Annotated in this window: 14 protein-coding genes and 1 tRNA gene; 10 read left to right on the top strand and 5 right to left on the bottom strand. The window is 42.0% G+C overall.

All coding sequences use genetic code 11. The features are described from left to right. Window positions 1-94 precede the first annotated feature (94 nt). From H6G18_RS01210 to H6G18_RS01200, 3 genes are all read left to right on the top strand, one after another. Window positions 95-820 (top strand): ABC transporter permease, encoded by a 726-nt coding sequence (locus H6G18_RS01210; protein WP_199311503.1) that lies wholly within the window; start codon window positions 95-97, stop codon window positions 818-820. Between the two features lie 387 nt (window positions 821-1,207). Further along, the gene (locus tag H6G18_RS01205) at window positions 1,208-3,058 is read left to right on the top strand and encodes a bifunctional serine/threonine-protein kinase/formylglycine-generating enzyme family protein (protein ID WP_190405245.1); all 1,851 of its coding nucleotides are present in this window, start codon (window positions 1,208-1,210) and stop codon (window positions 3,056-3,058) included. 258 nt (window positions 3,059-3,316) lie between these two features. Further along, window positions 3,317-3,826 carry a GNAT family N-acetyltransferase gene (locus tag H6G18_RS01200; RefSeq protein ID WP_190405244.1) on the top strand — a complete coding sequence of 170 codons (510 nt, stop codon included), beginning with the start codon at window positions 3,317-3,319 and terminating at the stop codon, window positions 3,824-3,826. A gap of 217 nt (window positions 3,827-4,043) precedes the next feature. Here H6G18_RS01200 and H6G18_RS01195 read toward each other — a convergent pair whose 3' ends face one another. Further along, window positions 4,044-5,021: a DUF1517 domain-containing protein gene (locus tag H6G18_RS01195; RefSeq protein WP_190405243.1), complete on the bottom strand. Its 978-nt coding sequence runs from the start codon at window positions 5,019-5,021 to the stop codon at window positions 4,044-4,046. A gap of 1,077 nt (window positions 5,022-6,098) precedes the next feature. On the opposite strand from H6G18_RS01195, the gene H6G18_RS01190 reads away from it, so the two are divergent. Continuing rightward, window positions 6,099-7,307: a glycosyltransferase family 4 protein gene (locus H6G18_RS01190; protein WP_190405242.1), complete on the top strand. Its 1,209-nt coding sequence runs from the start codon at window positions 6,099-6,101 to the stop codon at window positions 7,305-7,307. Here H6G18_RS01190 and thiS read toward each other — a convergent pair. Together thiS and H6G18_RS01180 are read right to left on the bottom strand one after the other, a co-directional pair. After that, entirely contained in the window at window positions 7,304-7,516 is a 213-nt protein-coding gene (gene thiS, locus H6G18_RS01185; protein ID WP_190405241.1) for a sulfur carrier protein ThiS, read from the bottom strand. The two genes, H6G18_RS01190 and thiS, sit on opposite strands and share 4 nt — an antisense overlap. Before the next feature lie 34 nt (window positions 7,517-7,550). Continuing rightward, window positions 7,551-8,657, bottom strand: a complete 1,107-nt coding sequence (locus H6G18_RS01180) for a thiamine phosphate synthase (protein ID WP_190405290.1) — start codon at window positions 8,655-8,657, stop codon at window positions 7,551-7,553. Window positions 8,658-8,899: 242 nt separating this feature from the next. Here H6G18_RS01180 and H6G18_RS01175 point away from each other — a divergent pair, with 242 nt between their 5' ends. Continuing rightward, complete coding sequence (locus H6G18_RS01175) at window positions 8,900-10,693, top strand: DUF1565 domain-containing protein (protein WP_449224084.1); 1,794 nt, start codon at window positions 8,900-8,902, stop codon at window positions 10,691-10,693. A 119-nt stretch (window positions 10,694-10,812) separates the two neighbouring features. On the opposite strand, the gene H6G18_RS01170 is transcribed toward H6G18_RS01175, so the two are convergent. Continuing rightward, window positions 10,813-10,885 (bottom strand) — tRNA-Arg (locus tag H6G18_RS01170). 364 nt (window positions 10,886-11,249) lie between these two features. On the opposite strand from H6G18_RS01170, the gene H6G18_RS01165 reads away from it, so the two are divergent. The 3 genes from H6G18_RS01165 to H6G18_RS01155 all read left to right on the top strand — a co-directional run bounded on the left by H6G18_RS01165 (window position 11,250) and on the right by H6G18_RS01155 (window position 14,125). Then, window positions 11,250-11,909, top strand: a complete 660-nt coding sequence (locus H6G18_RS01165; RefSeq protein WP_190405240.1) for an Npun_F0813 family protein — start codon at window positions 11,250-11,252, stop codon at window positions 11,907-11,909. 113 nt (window positions 11,910-12,022) lie between these two features. Then, on the top strand, window positions 12,023-12,880 hold the full coding sequence (locus H6G18_RS01160; protein WP_190405239.1) for a hypothetical protein: 858 nt from the start codon (window positions 12,023-12,025) through the stop codon (window positions 12,878-12,880). An 18-nt stretch (window positions 12,881-12,898) separates the two neighbouring features. Then, entirely contained in the window at window positions 12,899-14,125 is a 1,227-nt protein-coding gene (locus H6G18_RS01155; RefSeq protein ID WP_190405238.1) for a hypothetical protein, read from the top strand. Window positions 14,126-14,155: 30 nt separating this feature from the next. On the opposite strand, the gene H6G18_RS01150 is transcribed toward H6G18_RS01155, so the two are convergent. Beyond that, window positions 14,156-15,097: an ADP-ribosylglycohydrolase family protein gene (locus tag H6G18_RS01150; RefSeq protein ID WP_190405237.1), complete on the bottom strand. Its 942-nt coding sequence runs from the start codon at window positions 15,095-15,097 to the stop codon at window positions 14,156-14,158. Window positions 15,098-15,501: 404 nt separating this feature from the next. Between H6G18_RS01150 and H6G18_RS01145 the strand changes: the two genes are divergently transcribed. Continuing rightward, a complete protein-coding gene (locus tag H6G18_RS01145) occupies window positions 15,502-16,038 on the top strand; it encodes a hypothetical protein (RefSeq protein WP_190405236.1) in 537 nt (178 codons plus the stop codon). A gap of 398 nt (window positions 16,039-16,436) precedes the next feature. Next, a complete protein-coding gene (sir, locus tag H6G18_RS01140) occupies window positions 16,437-18,389 on the top strand; it encodes a sulfite reductase, ferredoxin dependent (protein ID WP_190405235.1) in 1,953 nt (650 codons plus the stop codon). Window positions 18,390-18,408 lie beyond the last annotated feature (19 nt).

The following is an 18,408-nucleotide window of genomic DNA, read 5'->3' as shown; positions in this document are numbered from 1 at the left end:
ATTATAAAATCACAAAAACGTGAATATTTCTCCATCGCATAATAAACCGCTTGTCTCTTGGCAGGCGGTTTTCTCCATAATCCTATTTATATTCATGTACCTACCTATTCTGGTACTGGGATTTTATAGCTTTAATCAATCACCTTACAGTGCGACTTGGCAAGGCTTCACCCTTGATTGGTATTACAAATTATTAAGCGACGATCGCATCCTCTCAGCTTTGAGAAATAGTTTGCTAGTAGCCTTTTGTGCTGTGAGTATTTCCGCCGTGTTAGGAACCTTAATGGCAGTAGGTTTGGCGCGTTATCAGTTCCCTGGGAAGAAATTGTATCGTGGTGTTGCTTATCTACCATTAATTATTCCCGATATTGCGATCGCAGTTGCGACTCTTGTCTTCCTTGCTACTTTCGCTATCCCCCTTAGCCTATGGACAATTGTGGCTGCTCATATAGTATTTTGTTTAGCTTATATCGGTTTAGTAGTCTCATCAAGACTGACTAATTTAGACCCCCACTTGGAAGAAGCTGCACTAGATTTAGGTGCTACACCTATACAAGCATTTATTCAAGTATTACTACCTCAGTTAATGCCAGGAATTATCGCTGGCTGTCTACTAGCATTCGTCCTCAGCTTGGATGACTTCCTTATTGCTAGTTTTACCTCAGGTAGCGGTTACAACACCCTCCCAATGGAAATTTTTAGTCGCATTAGAAGTGGTGTTAAACCTGATATTAATGCCCTCAGTATGTTGTTAATTTTAATATCTGCAATTGTCGCCGTTATAGCAGAATCAATTCGCTCATTAGGAGAGCGAAAATAAACAAAATATAAACATACTTGACAAACTCAATAATTTAATTCTATTATCATTTTTGTAAGGAATATCTGTTAACTCATACATAGTAAGTAGGCAAAATTTAAGTGAGTTAAAGTTTGTAGTTAGGACTTCATTCCTAGTTGCCTCTACTATGAGTTATGAATCACTCGCTACAAACTTAAATAAAATTTAAGTTAACCTATCCACCTGCAAATGTATCTTCAAAAACTACCCAGTAACAAGTAACAGATTAACTAAATAATTTCATCTGTATCCGCCTTTTCAGTATTCATACAGGTGATAATTATTAATATTTATTTGTCTAGATATCGCTTTTCAATTCGATAATATTGGGGTTAAGTTTGGACAAGATGCTATTATCCCTTCATTATGCAAATCTGCCAAAATCCCAATTGCTCAAACCCATTCAATCCTGATGGCAATAGATTTTGTATGAGTTGCGGACAAAGCAACTTTGGCAAATTACTGAGAAATCGCTATCGCGTACTAGGATTATTAGGTGAAGGTGGGTTTAGCAAAACCTACGCAGCTGAAGACGCAGACAGACTAGACGCGCCTTGCGTCATCAAACAGTTCTTCCCACAAATTCAAGGAACCGGACAACGCAGTAAAGCCGCAGAATTCTTTAAAGAAGAAGCCTTTCGGTTGTATGAACTAGGAGAAAATCATAGTCAAATACCGAGGTTGTTGGCTTATTTTGAACAAGGTTCTAGCTTATATCTCGTCCAAGAATTTATTAAAGGACTAACTCTTTTACAAGAAGTCCAGCAAGAAACTTTTAATGAAGAAAAAATTCGGCAACTATTAATTGATTTATTACCGATTCTCGATTTTATTCATCTTCATAACGTCATTCACCGCGATATCAAACCAGAAAATATCATCCGGCGTGATGGTGATAACAAATTAGTATTGATTGATTTTGGTGGTGCAAAACAAGTCACCCAAACGAGTATAGCTAGACAAGCAACAGCTATTTATACTATTGGTTATGCACCAACCGAACAAATGGCGGGTTTTGCTTGTCATGCTAGTGATTTGTATGCTTTGGGTGTGACCTGTATCCGGTTATTAACACAATGCTTACCACAACAAAATCCTTATGGACATATTGACGATGGTCTTTATGATCCCATGAATGGTAAATGGTTATGGCAAGAGTATTTGCAGGAAAGGGGTATTACGATTAGCGATGATTTAAGTCAAATTTTAGATAAATTGCTGAAGCATTTGCCTAGTGAAAGATATCAATCAGCAGCAGAAGTTCTCTCTGATTTAAAAGTATCCACAACCATTGCGGTAGAAACCCAAATTTTACCAACAACTCAACCAACATTAGTCCCATTACCACCTGCAACACAAAAAACCAAACGACCATTACCCCCCTTACAAACCTTTGAGTATGAAGTAGTTACAGTAGATACAGCCGGTCGAGTGGTGAACCGCGATCGCACCAATGCCCAATTTCTGGTAGAAGAATTAAATAAAGACATCACACTAGAAATGGTGTCCATTCCCGGTGGTGCATACCTGATGGGTTCACCCAACTTTGAAGGGGATGCTGACGAACGCCCCCAACATCAAGTAGCGATCGCACCCTTTTTTATGGGAAAATATCCAATAACCCAGGCTCAATGGCGAGCTGTCGCTGGCTTACCCAAAATTAAACAAGCCTTAAATCCCTACCCTTCAAAATTCAAAGGTCAAAATCGACCAGTAGAAAACGTCTCTTGGCACGAGGTATTAGAATTTTGTGCCAGACTATCAGAGAAAACTGGACGAGAATATCGCCTACCTAGTGAGGCGGAATGGGAATATGCTTGTCGTGCTGGAACTACCACATCTTTCCACTTCGGCGAAACCATTACACCTGACTTAGCCAACTTTAGCGACAGCGATAGTCATCATATTGAACCCAAAAGCAGATACCGCAAAGAAACTACCGATGTCGGCAGTTTTCGCGTAGCCAACACCTTTGGATTGTACGATATGCACGGGCTAGTTTGGGAATGGTGCGCTGACCCTTGGCACAATAACTACAATGGCGCACCCACAGATGGTAGTGTGTGGGAAGCAGGCGGTGATATATATCGCCGGGTACTGCGTGGTGGTTCTTGGAACTTTGGTGCAGAACTGTGTCGCAGCGCCAGCCGCAGTTGGAATGAGTCAGATGGCGGCTTGAGGATATGCGGGTTTCGGGTGGTATTTTCCCCAGGTTAAATTTGACTAAATAGTTCAAGATGATAAATGACCTGCAATAGCAGTTCACTTAGTGTTTAATAGAACGACTGGAAAAAAACTATATTAAGTAATGTAAAAATAATAAGATTCGTTTCGTAGTAAGGACTTTAGTCCTTTTTGGTTCGCGGAGCGTCTGTCTACGACACGCTATGCGTTGGCGTAGCCTCTCGAAAGAGAACGCAGAGAGAACTTTAATTATTTAGCCTATTCTACTTTATTTAAATTAAAAAAATAAGTATGCAAAATCATGCACATCTTTCACAAAATCGCTTAAAAATCACCCAAACAAAAGAAATTACAGATTTTGTACCTCTTTTAAAAGAGTTAGAATTTGGTGATAAATTTAGTCTAGCAATGCTTAATTGGTGCGGCATTGGTCAGTGGGATAAAACACTAATTTTTTGGCAAGTTTATCTAGTAAAACTAGATGAAGAACCTATAGGTGTCATGGGTCTTTATCAGTGTATCGATAGCCCATCTAGCGTTGTTTGGGTGGGCTGGTTTGGTTTGCGTCCCAACTTTCGTAGAGAGGGATGGGGTTCAATCATGATGAAAAAATTAAAATCCTACGCGCAAGAATTGGGATTTCAGGAACTTTGGGTATTCACAAATTATGATAACTTGCCTGCCATTTCATTTTATGAAAAATCTGCATTCATTAAATTAGGTACGGCGGCTGAAGTATGTCCAGGGAAAACACATCATTTATCAGATGTAATTTTAAAAACCGATTTGAAAAGCCCATAACACCCCATGAGAATCTAAATCTGGCATTGCAGAACAGGGGGATGAATTTAGGCAGGCAGGGGAAGCAGGGGAAGCAGGGGGAGAAATTTTATAACTTGCTAAATCATCCCTCGATTCATCAACACCAAATATTGAAATCATCCTGCATTTATGCAACGCCCTAAATCTATAGGGGCGCAATTCCTTGCGCCCCTACTTATTCATCTATTCTGGGGAATTAAACCAATTTCAAATCGGGATACTCAGCAAACAAATCATCAGATGTCAGAGTATCGCCTTCAGCTTGGGGAGTCCACAGCACTTCAAAAGCTAAAAGTTGTTCAGATGGAATGCTACCAATTTGCCGTAAAGCTTGGCGCAAGTCATCAGTGGTGTTGACAGATGGGAGTTCAAACTTACCTAATGTCGCCGCCAATAGAGTGACAATAATATATTCGCCAGGGCCTTCAGTAATTAGACGGGTTGGGTTATCTAGTTCATCAGCCGATGGTAAAGCATCTGGAGTTCGAGCCGCTTTTAGCTGATTGTTGACGTTAGACAAGGTTTCTTCGCTGAATTTGCTGCGTTCTGCTAAGGCTAGGCGGTTAAATTGGGATTCCGCAGAATTTAACTTCGCTTGTTGTGTACCAGCACCTGCATATACCCAATATTCAGGGTGACGCAGTAAAGCTAGGCTGGCTTCTTGTAGTATTTCTGCTCGTCCTGCTGGGGAATTGGTATCAGCCGTTTCCGCAATGTGGTTGAGTTCCGGTTGTAAATCTCGTGCTTGCGCTAACAAGCCCACTTGCAAGCGAGACACAGTTACAGTAGGGTTGCTGCTGTAACCCACATCTTCACCAACTTCACCACTGGAAGCACGGCGGAAGCTTTGTACTAGGAAATTAGCGATCGCCAAAAATATTAAAATACTAAATACACCGCCAAATCCTCCCCCGATACCCCAGAAAGGTATCAAGAAGGGAAAGCCAAAACCACCACCAGGGTAGGGAGAATAACCATATCCACCACCAGGAGGCGCATAACGTGGTGCATAAGTGCGGCTAGAAGGCGCTCTAAAGGAACCACCGCCTATCCGTCCACCACTACGAGCGGCTAATGCGCCATCAGCGTTTCCCAACGCCAAAACCAACACTAGTCCCAGGGTAAAGACAGTTTTTAACAGAGGTTTGATAGTTTGTAGTAGTTTTTTAGGCATAGTCACATTCGCTTGAAAACGTTATTACTTATTTAATTCTTATCTTTGGTAGAAGCATTACAGTGCTTATGTGATGCCAGCCAGTAATTAAATCAGCGAGTTTGATGATTGGTAGTAGCTCGGTGTCTTTTTTGGCTACATATTCAATCTAGCGCGTCTTGCCTTGGCTAGGCAGCAAACCGAGGGGGGATTTCTGTAGTAGATAACCGTACCTCAAAAGTTATCCCCTTTGAGGGAACTTTGGGATGAATTAATAATTATCCCCAAACTACGTATATTTCCAAAACTATATGTAATGCCAAAATACAGCACGTTTTATCTAGATGAGGTAGATTATCCTAGTTTCTAGTCCCTCGCCTCTAGCCTCTCTCCAAGAAACGCTGTATATTTTCGTAAACCACAAGATTCCCTAATATTTACACTATGGGGCATTCTGGCGTGATCTTGTTATGTATTCAAGATATTATGGGCATAAGTCATAACTTTAGTATTTTTTGCTTCAGTTTTCCCTTTATAAATATAATTATTAATTTTCATTTTCTTAAAATGATGTTCATTGCTACGATTGTGAGCAAAGATAAAAATAGAAAATAAATAAAATATCTAGTTAACATATACTTCACGAAATTAATAAATAAATATCTATATTTCCTATTTTAAAATAGAGTTGTGGTCGAATACTTGCATTCCCTTTATTAAAAATAAGAAGTATGGAATAACACAACTCCATAAGTTTTTCAGATTGAATTAATTACAATTTGTAAAACTTTATTAAAAAAATCTGTAAATACTTAGATTTTTGAGCCTAAATATTGGCTAAACAGAAAAAACAGGAGAAAATTAGATACAAGAGCAGTATTCCTTTAAGTAAATTCACCAGTAGGATTGATGATTTCCAAAAGAAAGTGTATGAATAATAACACCATATTGATACTCACTTGTAAGTACTGTCCAATATAAGTACAGATGCAGTAGCTCTTAGTTTTGATCACAACAAGCAAGCCGACACTAGTTACTTTGCTTTAGTTGCAGTTTGAACTATTACAACTTATTTGAACTAACTTTACTACACTTAAAATGGAACATATCTCGCAACTGGCAACAAAAATCAGAGACACGACTGCATCCCCAGATATTTTAGTAATATCACGTTTTTTCTTGCCTAAAGAAGCTGTAATTGGGGAATATCTCTACAATCGCTGTCTTCAAGATCCAGAGGAAGTAATTGTTCTGGCGGCTAGTTGTGGAGGTGATAAACTATTTGACCAAGGGCAACAGTTTCCTATCTATCGCTGGCCAAACCTGAAATACTGGCTTGGTAATTTTTTAGGAAGTTATTTACAACCTTTGTTTAATTTGGTGGCGACATTTTTTCTAGCCATTAAACTCTATTTTCGCTATCATTACCGTTATATTGAATGGGGACACGGCTACGAGTTTCCCTCACTCTTATTGTTAAGCTATATCTTACCTGTACGCTTCTTCATTTACTTACACGGCAATGATCTGGCTTCTGCTGTAGGCAATCCTTTATGGCGATCGCTCTTTAAATTAACACTCACACGCGCTGAAGGGATTGTGTGTAACAGTTCCTTAACACAAGATTACCTACAAAATACCTTCCGCTTACAAACCCCTACCCACGTCATTCATCCAGTAATCAGACCAGAAAAGTTTGGTTTGGGGAGCAACGACAATAAACTAAATGAATTACGTAATAGGCTTCGTCAAGTTTACAATATTCCCCAAACCGCAGTAGTCATCCTTTCCGTAGGGCGTTTAATTAAACAAAAAGGCTTTGATCGCGTCATTGACAATTTACCACTACTTTTAACTATTGGTGTAGATGTTCACTACATCATCTGTGGTCAAGGGCCTTGTGAATCTCAATTAAAATCCTTAGCAGAGCGCTTGCGCGTAGATAAGCGGGTACATTTTGCTGGATACGTAGCCAATCAGGAACTAGCAGGTTATTACGCAACTTGTGACATATTTGCCATGCTGACTTTATCAAACACTAAAGCCAGCCAGATAGAAGGGTCTGGGATTGTCTTTTTAGAAGCCAGTTACTTTGGTAAACCCGTAATTGCTTCTCGTCACGCTTCTTTAATTGATATAGTACGCCACGAAGAAAATGGACTGCTGGTAAATCCCAAGTCTGGTTACGAAGTTTTGCAAGCGTTCAAACAATTGTCCCAAAATCAGCAATTGCGCGAACAACTTGGTCGTCAAGGCAAAGAATTAGCCAAGCGTAAAACCCTACACCGTTCCTTGTATAACAATTAACCACCACCAACAATAGTGACCACCTCTAAGCGATCGCCTGATTGTACTTTAGTTTGTTCCCAAAACTGGCGGTGTAAAATTTCCCCATTATATTCTACTGCCACTAATCGGGGATTGAAACCCAATTGCCGGAGTAAATCGGGTAAAAGAACTTGGGGTAAACAATTATGTGTTTCCCCATTTACTTGTAATGTAATTGGATCGGACATGGGACTAATTCTTCAACTTTAAATTGTCAATTAATTAAGTTTCTGGCTTGATCCGATTAAGTTGAGAGAGTAAATATTGTGTAACTAAGGTAGGTTGTTCAGCCTGCATCAGCGATCGCACTACCGCCACCCTTTCTGCTCCTGCATCAATCACATCATTGATATTATTGGCATCTATACCCCCAATAGCAAACCAGGGAACTGAACTATTTTGAGCAGCGTAACTAACATATTCTAAGCCAGCCGCCGCCTTACCTACTTTGGTAGGAGTTTCATATACAGGTCCCACACCTATATAGTCTGCACCTTCAGCGATCGCCTTTTGCATTTCATCAGCGTTGGTAGTAGAACGACCGATTAAGCGCTGTGGCCCTAGTAGTTGTCTAGCAACGGCGATCGGCATATCTTGCTGTCCCAAATGCACCCCATCCGCATCTACCGCCAAAGCCAAATCCACCCGGTCATTGATCATAAACAAAGCACCGTAGGTATGGCAGAGTTGACGGAGTTTGGTCGCCAGTTCCAGACGCACAGTATCATCAGCATCTTTATCACGATATTGCAGTAATGTCAATCCACCTTTGAGAGCAGCTTCGACAGTTGACAACAAACTTTCTGACGGGGAAGTGACAAGATATAAACGCGATCGCCGCAGTAATTGATGGCGTTGATAACCCATTAAATTAGTTTCCAGGCTGTAAACTCGATATCGCATCTGCTTACAAGCCTGTCCCATTTTTGGGTGATAAAGCTTACCATATTCCTCCAACACTCGCAAAGCTTCTTCTACACGACAAAAGTTAGCTTGTAACAATGCCTTAATGCTAGAGCGTTGTTCTTCCTGCGGATGGCTTAAATCAGTGCCGGGATCACCTGGTGTATCTCGCGCTGCCCGCAATTCTTCCGTATGCCAAATAACTAACTCTTGGCGTAAGTACTTACATTCCCCCGCCAACTGAGCGCTATTTAAACCAAAGCGACACCATTCTTCAATAATTCGCAACCCTTCACGAGTGCGGTCTAAATTGGCATCTAATATGCGGTAAACAACCTGCTGTATTTGCTTTTGTTGGCTGTATGGCTCCACCATTACAACTACCCTATTAGTGATGCTTTCATCGTAATAGCCAGCCTCTTTCATATTTGCAATGTTTCTCGCATCATGGATTTGCATAGGTATTGGCGATTGGGTATCGGGTGTTGGGTATTGGGTGTTGGTTATGAGAAACATTTTTTTCTAGTCCCTAGTCCTAGTCCCCAATACCTTTATTAATTACTTTGTATTCAAAATAGCCAATAGGTCAATATAGCGGATAACATTATCGACATACTGAATATTGCGAGTATGAAACTTTATTATTACTTCTAAGGAGTGGTGCGAACTTGATTTCCCCCATTTTGTTTAGATATCATCGGTTAAAAACCTGGCGAGTTAAGCCAACTTCTCTGGAATTAGCAAGGTATGCAGTTTCTAGCCTGTCCATACTGTCTACTCTGGCAGTATGCAGCATAACGGTGCTGAGTACTATCCCTGGCAGTGTTAATGCTCAGATGCCCCTAAGTGAAAGAACAATTTCTCAGGTTAATGTAGTGTTTGTCAACCCAAGTGCCGGAGATGACACAGTTGGCAACGGTAATGAAAGCACACCATTAAAGACGATTACCCAAGCTTTAAAGGTTGCTAGCCCTGGCACGGTAATCAAACTAACACAAGGTAATTACAGTGCTGAAACAGGAGAGATGTTTCCTTTAATGCTCAAACCAGGTGTTTCGATTCAGGGAGACACCAGTAACAAAGGACAGGGAATCACAATTCAAGGCGGAGGACAATTTCTTAGCCGCAGCTTTGGTGGGCAGAATGTCACCATCGTCGCTGCTAATCAAGCCGGCTTAACAGGAGTTACAGTCACTAATTCCCATCCCCGTGGTTATGGTTTGTGGATTGAATCGACTAATCCAGTGATTAGCGAAAATACCTTTACAGGCAATACCCAAGATGGCATTTCTGTGACTGGTAACAGTGCTACCACCATTACCAAAAATTATTTTTATCGTAATGGAGCCAACGGCATCACTATTGGCGGTAATTCCCCAGCCCAGGTGCGAGAAAATGTGTTTGAGGAAACAGGTTTTGGCATCAATATAGCCCAAAATGCCGTACCAATGTTGGTGAGCAATCAAATTCAAAATAATCGCGCAGGAATTATTGTCCAAGCTAATGCTCGCCCAGTTTTACGGCATAATTTAATTCAAGGCAATAAAGAAGATGGCTTAGTAGCGATCGCTCAAGCAATGCCAGATTTGGGTAACGCTACCGAAGCAGGTGGTAATGAATTTCGTAACAATGGCCGTCACGATATTAATGCTCGTGCCGCTAAACAGGCGATCGCCGCAGTTGGTAATACGATTGACAGCAAACGGATTGTTGGTCAGGTAGCTCTCAACGCCCAAGATGTACCTGTGGCTAATAACGCCCAACCTGCCGCTATATCCAATAGTCCGCCGCCCACAATCGCTAGTAATGGGGAAATTATATTTACCGCTCCTAGTGTATCTAATCCAACTAATCAACCCAGCCAGCGTGTGGTTCGTAACCAAGGTAACAGCCAATTACCAGCACTAGTATCAGCCGATGCCCCACTATCTATACCGAGATACAATCAACAACCGCCAGCCCCGATTCCCAACCGAGTAGCAAACCAAGATATACCAACAGTTAAAAGTCAGACAGCACAGCTAAATTATGTGCAGATTGACTCGAACACCATTGAGTTTGTCGCACCCCAAGCACAACAACCATCATTGCCATTGGGTGTCTCCTCCCAACCAAGAGTTAGTGATACTAATGTTCTACTTGTTCCCACTGGTAATATTCCCCTTGGTAACACCCGCAATCTACAAAAAGTATCAGTGCCTCAAACTAATACAACAGGTTATGGTGGCAATTATTTATCAGCCACCAGAAGTGCATCTGTACGCTATCGCGTGGTAGTAGAAGCCTCCAATGACAGAGAGCAAGAATTAGTGAAATCTCTAGCTCCTGGTGCATTCTTCACCATCAGGCAAGGTCGTAGAGTCATGCAAGTAGGAGTTTTTAGCGATCGCAGCAACGCTGATGAAATGCTCAAAATCCTCAACAGTAGTGGCTTAAGAACCATTGTAGAGACGTTAAATTAATTGACGACCTACGCGCATAAAACCTGAGTGTTGGGCATAGACAATTAACCTATGTCCAACACTAAATAAATAACAAAACTCCACTCACAAGGGGATGGAGTTTTTATTTTTAACTAAAACGAGCGCGGCAGGGTTCGAACCTGCGACCAACGGATTAGAAATCCGTGGCTCTATCCACTGAGCTACGCGCCCAAGTTAATACCCAGGCTCCTATTGGAGTCATCTAAACTATTATATCGTTCTCTCTACTAAGAAGCAAACAAAAAATTGCAGATTTACCAATAGCAAGGCTAAGATGCTAGTCGCAAGTCAGTTGATTTAGATTAAAAATGCGGCAAATTGGCAATTGTTTAGCTATATTGTGTGGTCAACAGATAGTTATTTGCCTGTTGAACCTAAAGCGCACTAGATAAGTTACTCTATAGTAAATTATTTTACAAGTGTCGGACAAGTTCAACCCACATCACGTAAGTAATCGCACTCTTGGCGATGCTGCCAAATCAGATTATAAATCGCTTATCTACAAAGCCCCTGAGAGGAGTTATTTGCTAGTGCAATGTTTATTTTAAAACGGCAGGATGTTGAAATATCAAGCATTCAGCACCCAAAAAAGGATCAGCAAGTGCCGATCCTCCATTATCAGGGGCAGACTTTTCGCTTGATTAGCGTGTTTAAAGCTGGACAAGAGGAAGAAGCTAGAGCCTTATGGAGAGAGTTAACCGATAACCGAGGTAAAGCTTGTGTCTTACTCGAAGAACCCGATCGCTTTAGTGTCTGGGGTAAGGTACGTTTAGACCAGTTAGGTAATGATACTGGTGGTCACAGTAAAAATGGGGTTTTTGTTCAAGCTAGCATTTTGCTGTTACAAGCCGTTCACATGGATATTGAAGATTTTTTGGGTACTAAGCAAGCAGCACTATTTGAAAAAGATATTGCTGAAGTCATGCGACAACAGCAGTTCCCAGAAACTTCCTCTATTGAAGCAGTCAAATATTGGGTAGCGAATAATCCCTTGGAAGCCGCTAAACTCCCTTCCTGGAAAGAAAATCATGTGACTAGCTTCTTGCAAGAACTGCATAAACTAGGAAAAACGTATTTTGGTAACGCCAACTTTGCCCGTCAAGTAGCTGATAAGTTACAAGATATGCCAGAAGGTGAGCGATCGCTATTCATATCTTGGCTAAATCAATCTTCACTGAGTAAACTGTGGCAATAGCATAAAACTTGTTGAAAGAAAAGTAACTATTGGTAGTTGCTATCTACTCACAGTTGTGAGTCTACAAGTTACTCCACCACAAAATATTGCCAGAGTGCATTTAGTCAAGTCCTATGAATAGTTCTTACAAAAATTCTTCTCAACTAGCCAAATCGTTTTTCACCACCCAGAACATCGTTTTGGCTAGCATTGGTTGGGGTGTGCTGGCACTGCTATACTTTTTGTTATTCAGTGCCAAAGTCCCAGGGCCAAATGGTGTTGAAAGTCGGGCTGAGTGGTATGTTTTGGGGACAAATATTTTTGAAGCCTTAGCTTACCTGAACGCCGGCATATTGTGCTTACGGAACTGGCGGAGTCCACAAATTGTGAGCAGTCGTAATGTGTGGCTAGCGATCGCCATAGGGATGATTTCTTATTTCCTGGGGGGGATATTTTTTGGCTATACAGAAATAGTTTTAAAAGAAGAACCGGATGCGTCTATTGGCGACGTGTTTTTTGTATTAAGTTATGTATCTCTAGGCGTAGGCATGATTTTAGCAGTAGCTGCCAGGCGAATTAATCTAGAAAAATGGCAATGGCTCATTGTCTTGGCAATTGGAGTATTTGGTAGCTTGTTGGCATGGTGGATTTCTATGCAGCAAGCAACAAACTCTCAAGAAACAATAGTCCTGATTTTGAACTGGTTTTACATCGTGAGTGACGTATTGCTATTAATCATCGCCACCACCCTGTTACTAGCTTTTTGGGGAGGACGTGTTTCTCAATCCTGGAGAATGATTGCGGCCGCCGCCTTTTCGCTCTACATTGCAGATATGTGGTTTAAATACGCTCAAGGTCCCAATTATCAAAGTGGAGAAATACTAGAAGTGTTTTGGGTGTTTAGTGGAGTGTTATTTGGTATGGGCGCTGCCCTAGAATATGACGCATCATTAAGCCGGACTCGGCGGGAGCGCGGAAGAAAACGAGCATAGGAAAGATTGGTATCTACCGTGAGAAAACTAACAAGTTCTGACAAACAAGAAATTCTCAAGCTATATCGAGAAACTGCTGAAACGACCTCAACTTTGGCAGAGCGCTATGACGTGAGCAATTCCACAATTAGCCGCCTGCTTAAAAGCACATTGCCAGAAGATGAGTACGAATACCTCGTTTCTTTGAAACGTGCTGCTAGAACTCCTGAAGGCAGAGCGCAGGTGAGTTATGACCAAATTCCTTTTTTGGGTCAGCCAGAGCCAGAAGTACCTGTCATTAGCAGTCAGAAAGTTGCGCTACCGCAGCCAGTAGTAAAACCGGAGCCTTCACCAGAAGAGGAGGAAAAACCTACCCCGGTGATTAGAAGGGCGCGGCAAGTCGCCAAACCTGAACCTTTACCAGAAGAGGAGGAAAAACCTACCCCGGTGATTAGAAGGGCGCGGCAAGTCGCCAAACCTGAACCTTTACCAGAAGAGGAGGAAAAACCTACCCCAGTGATTAGAAGGGCGCGGCAAGTCGCCAAACCCGGAGCCTTTTCTGAGGAAGAAGATCAACCAACCCCGGTAATTAGAAGGACGCGGCAAGCAAAACCAGAGTCTTTTGCTGATGACGACAAACCTACCCCAGTGATTAGAAGGGTGCGGCGGCGTTCTTCAATGGAAGAAGAAGATGGCGAGCCAATAGCACGGCAATTGGAAATCCCGGTAGGCAAACCCCAGGAAATCGCCAATATTTCCAGTCCCTTACTAGAAGATGACAATTCTGAAGTCACAACAATCGCCGCCATGTTAGGCGAAGACTTGCTAGACGAATCAGAAGATATGGACGATTTAGAGGAAGACTTAGATGATGAAGACTACGAAGACGAGGAAGACGACTTAGAGGAATCCAGACCTCTAGTCACCAGAAGGAGATTTGGAGAAGCGCCAGTCCAAGTTTTACCCTTGTCAGTAGCATCTTTGCCTAAGACCTGCTATCTAGTAATTGATCGCTCCTCGGAATTAATTACCCGACCACTCAAAGACTTTGGTGATTTGGGGCAAATTCCTAACCTAGAAACCCAGCAAAGAACGCTACCGATATTTGATAATCACCGTGTTGCTAAACGCTTTTCTACCAAGCGCGATCGCGTGATTAAAGTCCCCGATAGCAAAATGCTGCACAAAGCTCGTACCCATCTGCAAGCCAAAGGTATCACCCGCCTGTTAATTGATGGTCAGGTCTACTCTTTGTCTTTGGTATAAGTGTAAGGGCGCACAACTAGCTGTGCGCCCCTATATATAAACAGCCGCCGCAAAACGATTCGCCAAATTAATAATGTCTTGCTTACGAGCAATTTGATTGACCCACTGTTGGGGAATATATTCCATTCCGTAGTAAATCCCGGCTAACCCCCCTGTTACCGCCGCCGTTGTGTCTGTATGCCCTCCTAAGTTGACCGCTTTCAGCACAGCCTCAGAGTAAGAGGAACTATTTAACAAACACCAAAGAGACGCTTCTAAGGTATCAATCACATAACCACCAGAATTTATCTCTGCTTCTGGTAACTGAGCAATTTCTCCACTGAAGACTCGATGAAAGTGTGGCTGTTCTCGAATATATTCCTCAGTCGAATAAATTTTTTGGATATTTTCTAGCCCTTGTAAATAAGCTGTAAGAATATCTGCTCCCTGAAGCATCTCAACTGCAACACTAATGTAAATGCCACAGGACATTTGGGAACGACGATGAGCGTGGGTAATGCCAGAAACTTCATGCACACGCTGAATTAACTCAGGGAAAGTTAAGTTTTTATGACAATAAGCCATTGGCAAAATTCTCATCAAAGAACCATTGCCATTGCTCATCTCACTGATTCCTCCTGCGTGTAACGGGGAAATTCCCTGTTTGAGACGCATAATCACTGCATGAGTGCTTTCACCAATGCCAAATATTTCTCCACGGGGTGTCCAGTAAGCCTGCTTGTACCAGCGCCAGAAAGAATGAGCGATCGCATCTAACGAATACCCTCTACATAGACTTTCTGCCAGGCAAAACGTCAGCGAACTGTCATCAGACCAAGTTCCTGGGGGCTGATTCCATGTACCGTAGCCCAGCATCTTTGTCACAGGAGATTTAACTAGTTCGGCACGGCTAGTAAACTCCACCGGTACACCCAACGCATCACCGACACACAAACCCATCAAACCAGATAAAGTTTTTGGCGCGGTTAGCATTATCTAATCTCCATGTAGACTATCAAAAATCCACTTTATAGATTTCCTTGAAAGCTTGTTGCCATAGTTGCTACATCTCACAGTTGATGTCTATGTGAAGCACAATGTTTTTAATTTGTAATTCATAATTTTGAAAGTTATATCTACTAAAAATAAACATTTATTTTGTGACAGTTAATAAACTGCATACGGTGATTTCAAAGTAATTAAGATTAAGCTATGAGTACTGATTTTTAAAATTTTTTTCATTCTCTATCCCGCGCAAAGCTACCACAAACTGCTCTCTAACTCCTGCTTCATACATTTTCCAAATAGCTGATAAATTCAAAAAAATATCTGGAACCTTTTCGTATATTTTTCGACTAAGAAGGTAACAGTGAAAACACAAAAAGATTTTCAAATTTATGAAAAATATACTCAAGTCTTTGCTGACAATCTCTGCATTGTCTTCCTTAATAATTGCACCTATTTTACTTAACGCTGGTCAAGCATCTGCGGAAGTTCAGAAAGGTACTGATGCTAGTTATGTTGGTGCTGGTATAGCAGTGGGTGTTACCGATGGTGGAGCCAATAATAACTCAAATAACTTCGGTGGTAATCTCACAGGCCGCTTAAAACTAGGAGATACACCATTTTCTGCACGCGGTAATGTGATCTGGACTAATGAAACTAGTGCGATCATTCCAGAAGTGTCCTTCGATGTGCCAATTGCTAATCGTACCAACGCTTTCGCTACTGCTGGCTATTCCTTTGTGGAGAAGAATGGTTCTGCCACTCCCATAGGCAACAGAGATGCTGTAGTGTTGGGTGCTGGTGTGGAGTCAGAAATTGCTAATAACTTTTTGATTTACACTAACGCCAAGGTAGGACTCCGTTCTTACCAAAATGATGGGGCTTCTGCTGTTAGCATCAATGGTGGCATAGGTTATCGCTTTAGGTAAGGATGTAATACCAATTCAAAATTCGTCTTGAAAAGTTTCCTACGGCGGGAAACCCGCCTACAGAACTTTCCGCAAAATTCAAAATTAAGAAACCTATATTTTGCAAAGGTTTCTGGATTTGGATCTGTATCAGAATTTTAGTGCAATGGTATAAGCAATAGGGTTGAGATCAGATAACTTTTCAGCAGAATAACGCCAGTAGGGACGTTGCAATGCAACGTCCCTACTGGTTTAATTAAGTGTAGAATCACTGACTAGTCCGGATTTTGTCCGTGTTAAGATTGAGTTATTATTCATATTTCCGACCGGATTACCGGGAAACTATGAGCAAATAAAACGCTGCTAGTTTGCTGCTTCGGCGATTACCGATGCCTTATTGAGAATCCTATAGAACTCTGATGGTTAAATCTGCTCCTCCTCCTACCACTGGCCGTAAACCTTCCAAAGTTGAAGGGCTGAAAGAAAACAGCAATTTTTTACGCGAACCTGTAGCTACGCAAATCCTTGAGGATACTACTCATTTTAGTGAAGATGCGGTACAAATCCTGAAGTTTCACGGTTCTTATCAACAGGATAACCGCGATAATCGCACCAAAGGTCAAGAGAAAGATTACCAGTTTATGCTGCGGACAAAAAATCCTGGTGGCTTGGTTCCGCCGCAGCTTTATCTAGCTTTAGACAAGCTAGCTGATGAATATGGCAATCATACTTTACGAGCCACTACTCGCCAAGGTTTTCAACTCCACGGGATTTTAAAGAAAAACCTGAAGGCCGCGATCGCTTCTATAATCAAAAATCTAGGTTCAACCTTGGGTGCTTGTGGCGACATCAACCGTAACGTCATGGCTCCCCCTGCTCCTTTTAAAAATCGGGCTGAATACCAGTACGCTTGGGAGTATGCCCAAAATATCGCTGACTTACTATCACCCCAAACTGGCGCTTATTACGAAATCTGGTTAGATGGGGAAAAAGCTATTAGTGCGGAAGAAAGCCCAGAAGTCAAAGCCGCAAGAGACCGGAATGGTAACGGGACAATCATTCACAACTCCGAAGAACCCCTCTACGGCACTTACTATATGCCAAGGAAGTTCAAGGTCAGCGTAACTGTACCAGGGGATAATTCTATTGATTTATATTCCCAAGACCTAACTTTAGTCGTCATTACTGATAAACAAGGCAGCTTGGAAGGATTTAATATCTTTGCTGGTGGCGGTTTAGGAAGGACACACAACAAAGAAGAAACCTTTGCTCGACTAGCAGATCCCATTGGTTATGTAGCCAAGGAAGATGTGTATGATGCGGTGAAAGCCATTGTCGCCACCCAAAGAGATTATGGCGATCGCACTGACCGCCGTCACGCTCGGTTAAAATACTTAATCAACGATTGGGGTGTGGATAAATTCCGCGCCAAGGTGGAAGAATATTTTGGCAAACCCCTTGCACCTTTCCAAGCATTACCAGAGTTTAAATATGAAGATTTCCTTGGTTGGCATGAACAAGGCGATGGCAATCTATTTTTAGGTATTTCCATCGATAATGGTCGGGTAAAAGATGAAGGCTCTTTTCAACTGAAAACTGCCTTAAAGGAAATTGTCCAGCAATTTAACTTACCCATCCGCCTCACCCCCAACCACAACCTCATCTTTTACGAAATTACTCCAGAGAACAAGCAAGCTATTCAAGAAATTCTTGACCGTTGTGGCGTGGTTTCTGATCCCACAACCATCGAGCCTTTAGTGCGTTATGCAATGGCTTGTCCAGCTTTACCTACTTGTGGTTTGGCAATCACCGAATCAGAAAGAGCAATCCCCGGAATTTTGGAGAGGATTCGCACTCTTTTAGATAAAGTTGGTTTACAGAATGAACATTTTGTGGTAAGGATGACAGGCTGCCCCAACGGTTGCGCCCGTCCTTACATGGCAGAATTAGGTTTTGTCGGTAGTGCGCCGGAAAGTTACCAAGTATGGTTAGGGGGTTCACCCAACCAAACACGCTTGGCACAGCCTTATGTAGAGCGATTGCACCACGACGACATAGAAAGCTTTCTAGAGCCAATTTTTGTATATTTCAAAAAATCTCGGCAGTCTGGGGAAAGCTTCGGTGATTTTTGCGATCGCGTCGGTTTTGATGCTATCCGCGAATTTGTTGCCCAGTATCAACCGGAAACAACACCAGTCACAATAGAACCAGAGCAGCCTCAAGCTGTCTCTAAATCTCGCAAAGCCCGGTATCGCGTGAGCCTGCATGATGATTTGTATAACAAGCTGAAGACAACAGCTACAAGTCAAGGCAGGTCGATGACTGAGTTGGTGAAAGAAGCACTAGAGACTTACTTCCAAAACCTTCCTTAAAGAAGGGAATGAGGAGTGG

Origin of the sequence: Anabaena subtropica FACHB-260 (genome assembly GCF_014697105.1) — a bacterium.
GTDB lineage: Bacteria > Cyanobacteriota > Cyanobacteriia > Cyanobacteriales > Nostocaceae > Trichormus > Trichormus subtropicus.
Note: the sequence above shows the minus strand (reverse complement) of the source record. Positions and strands in the feature narration are given on the sequence as shown.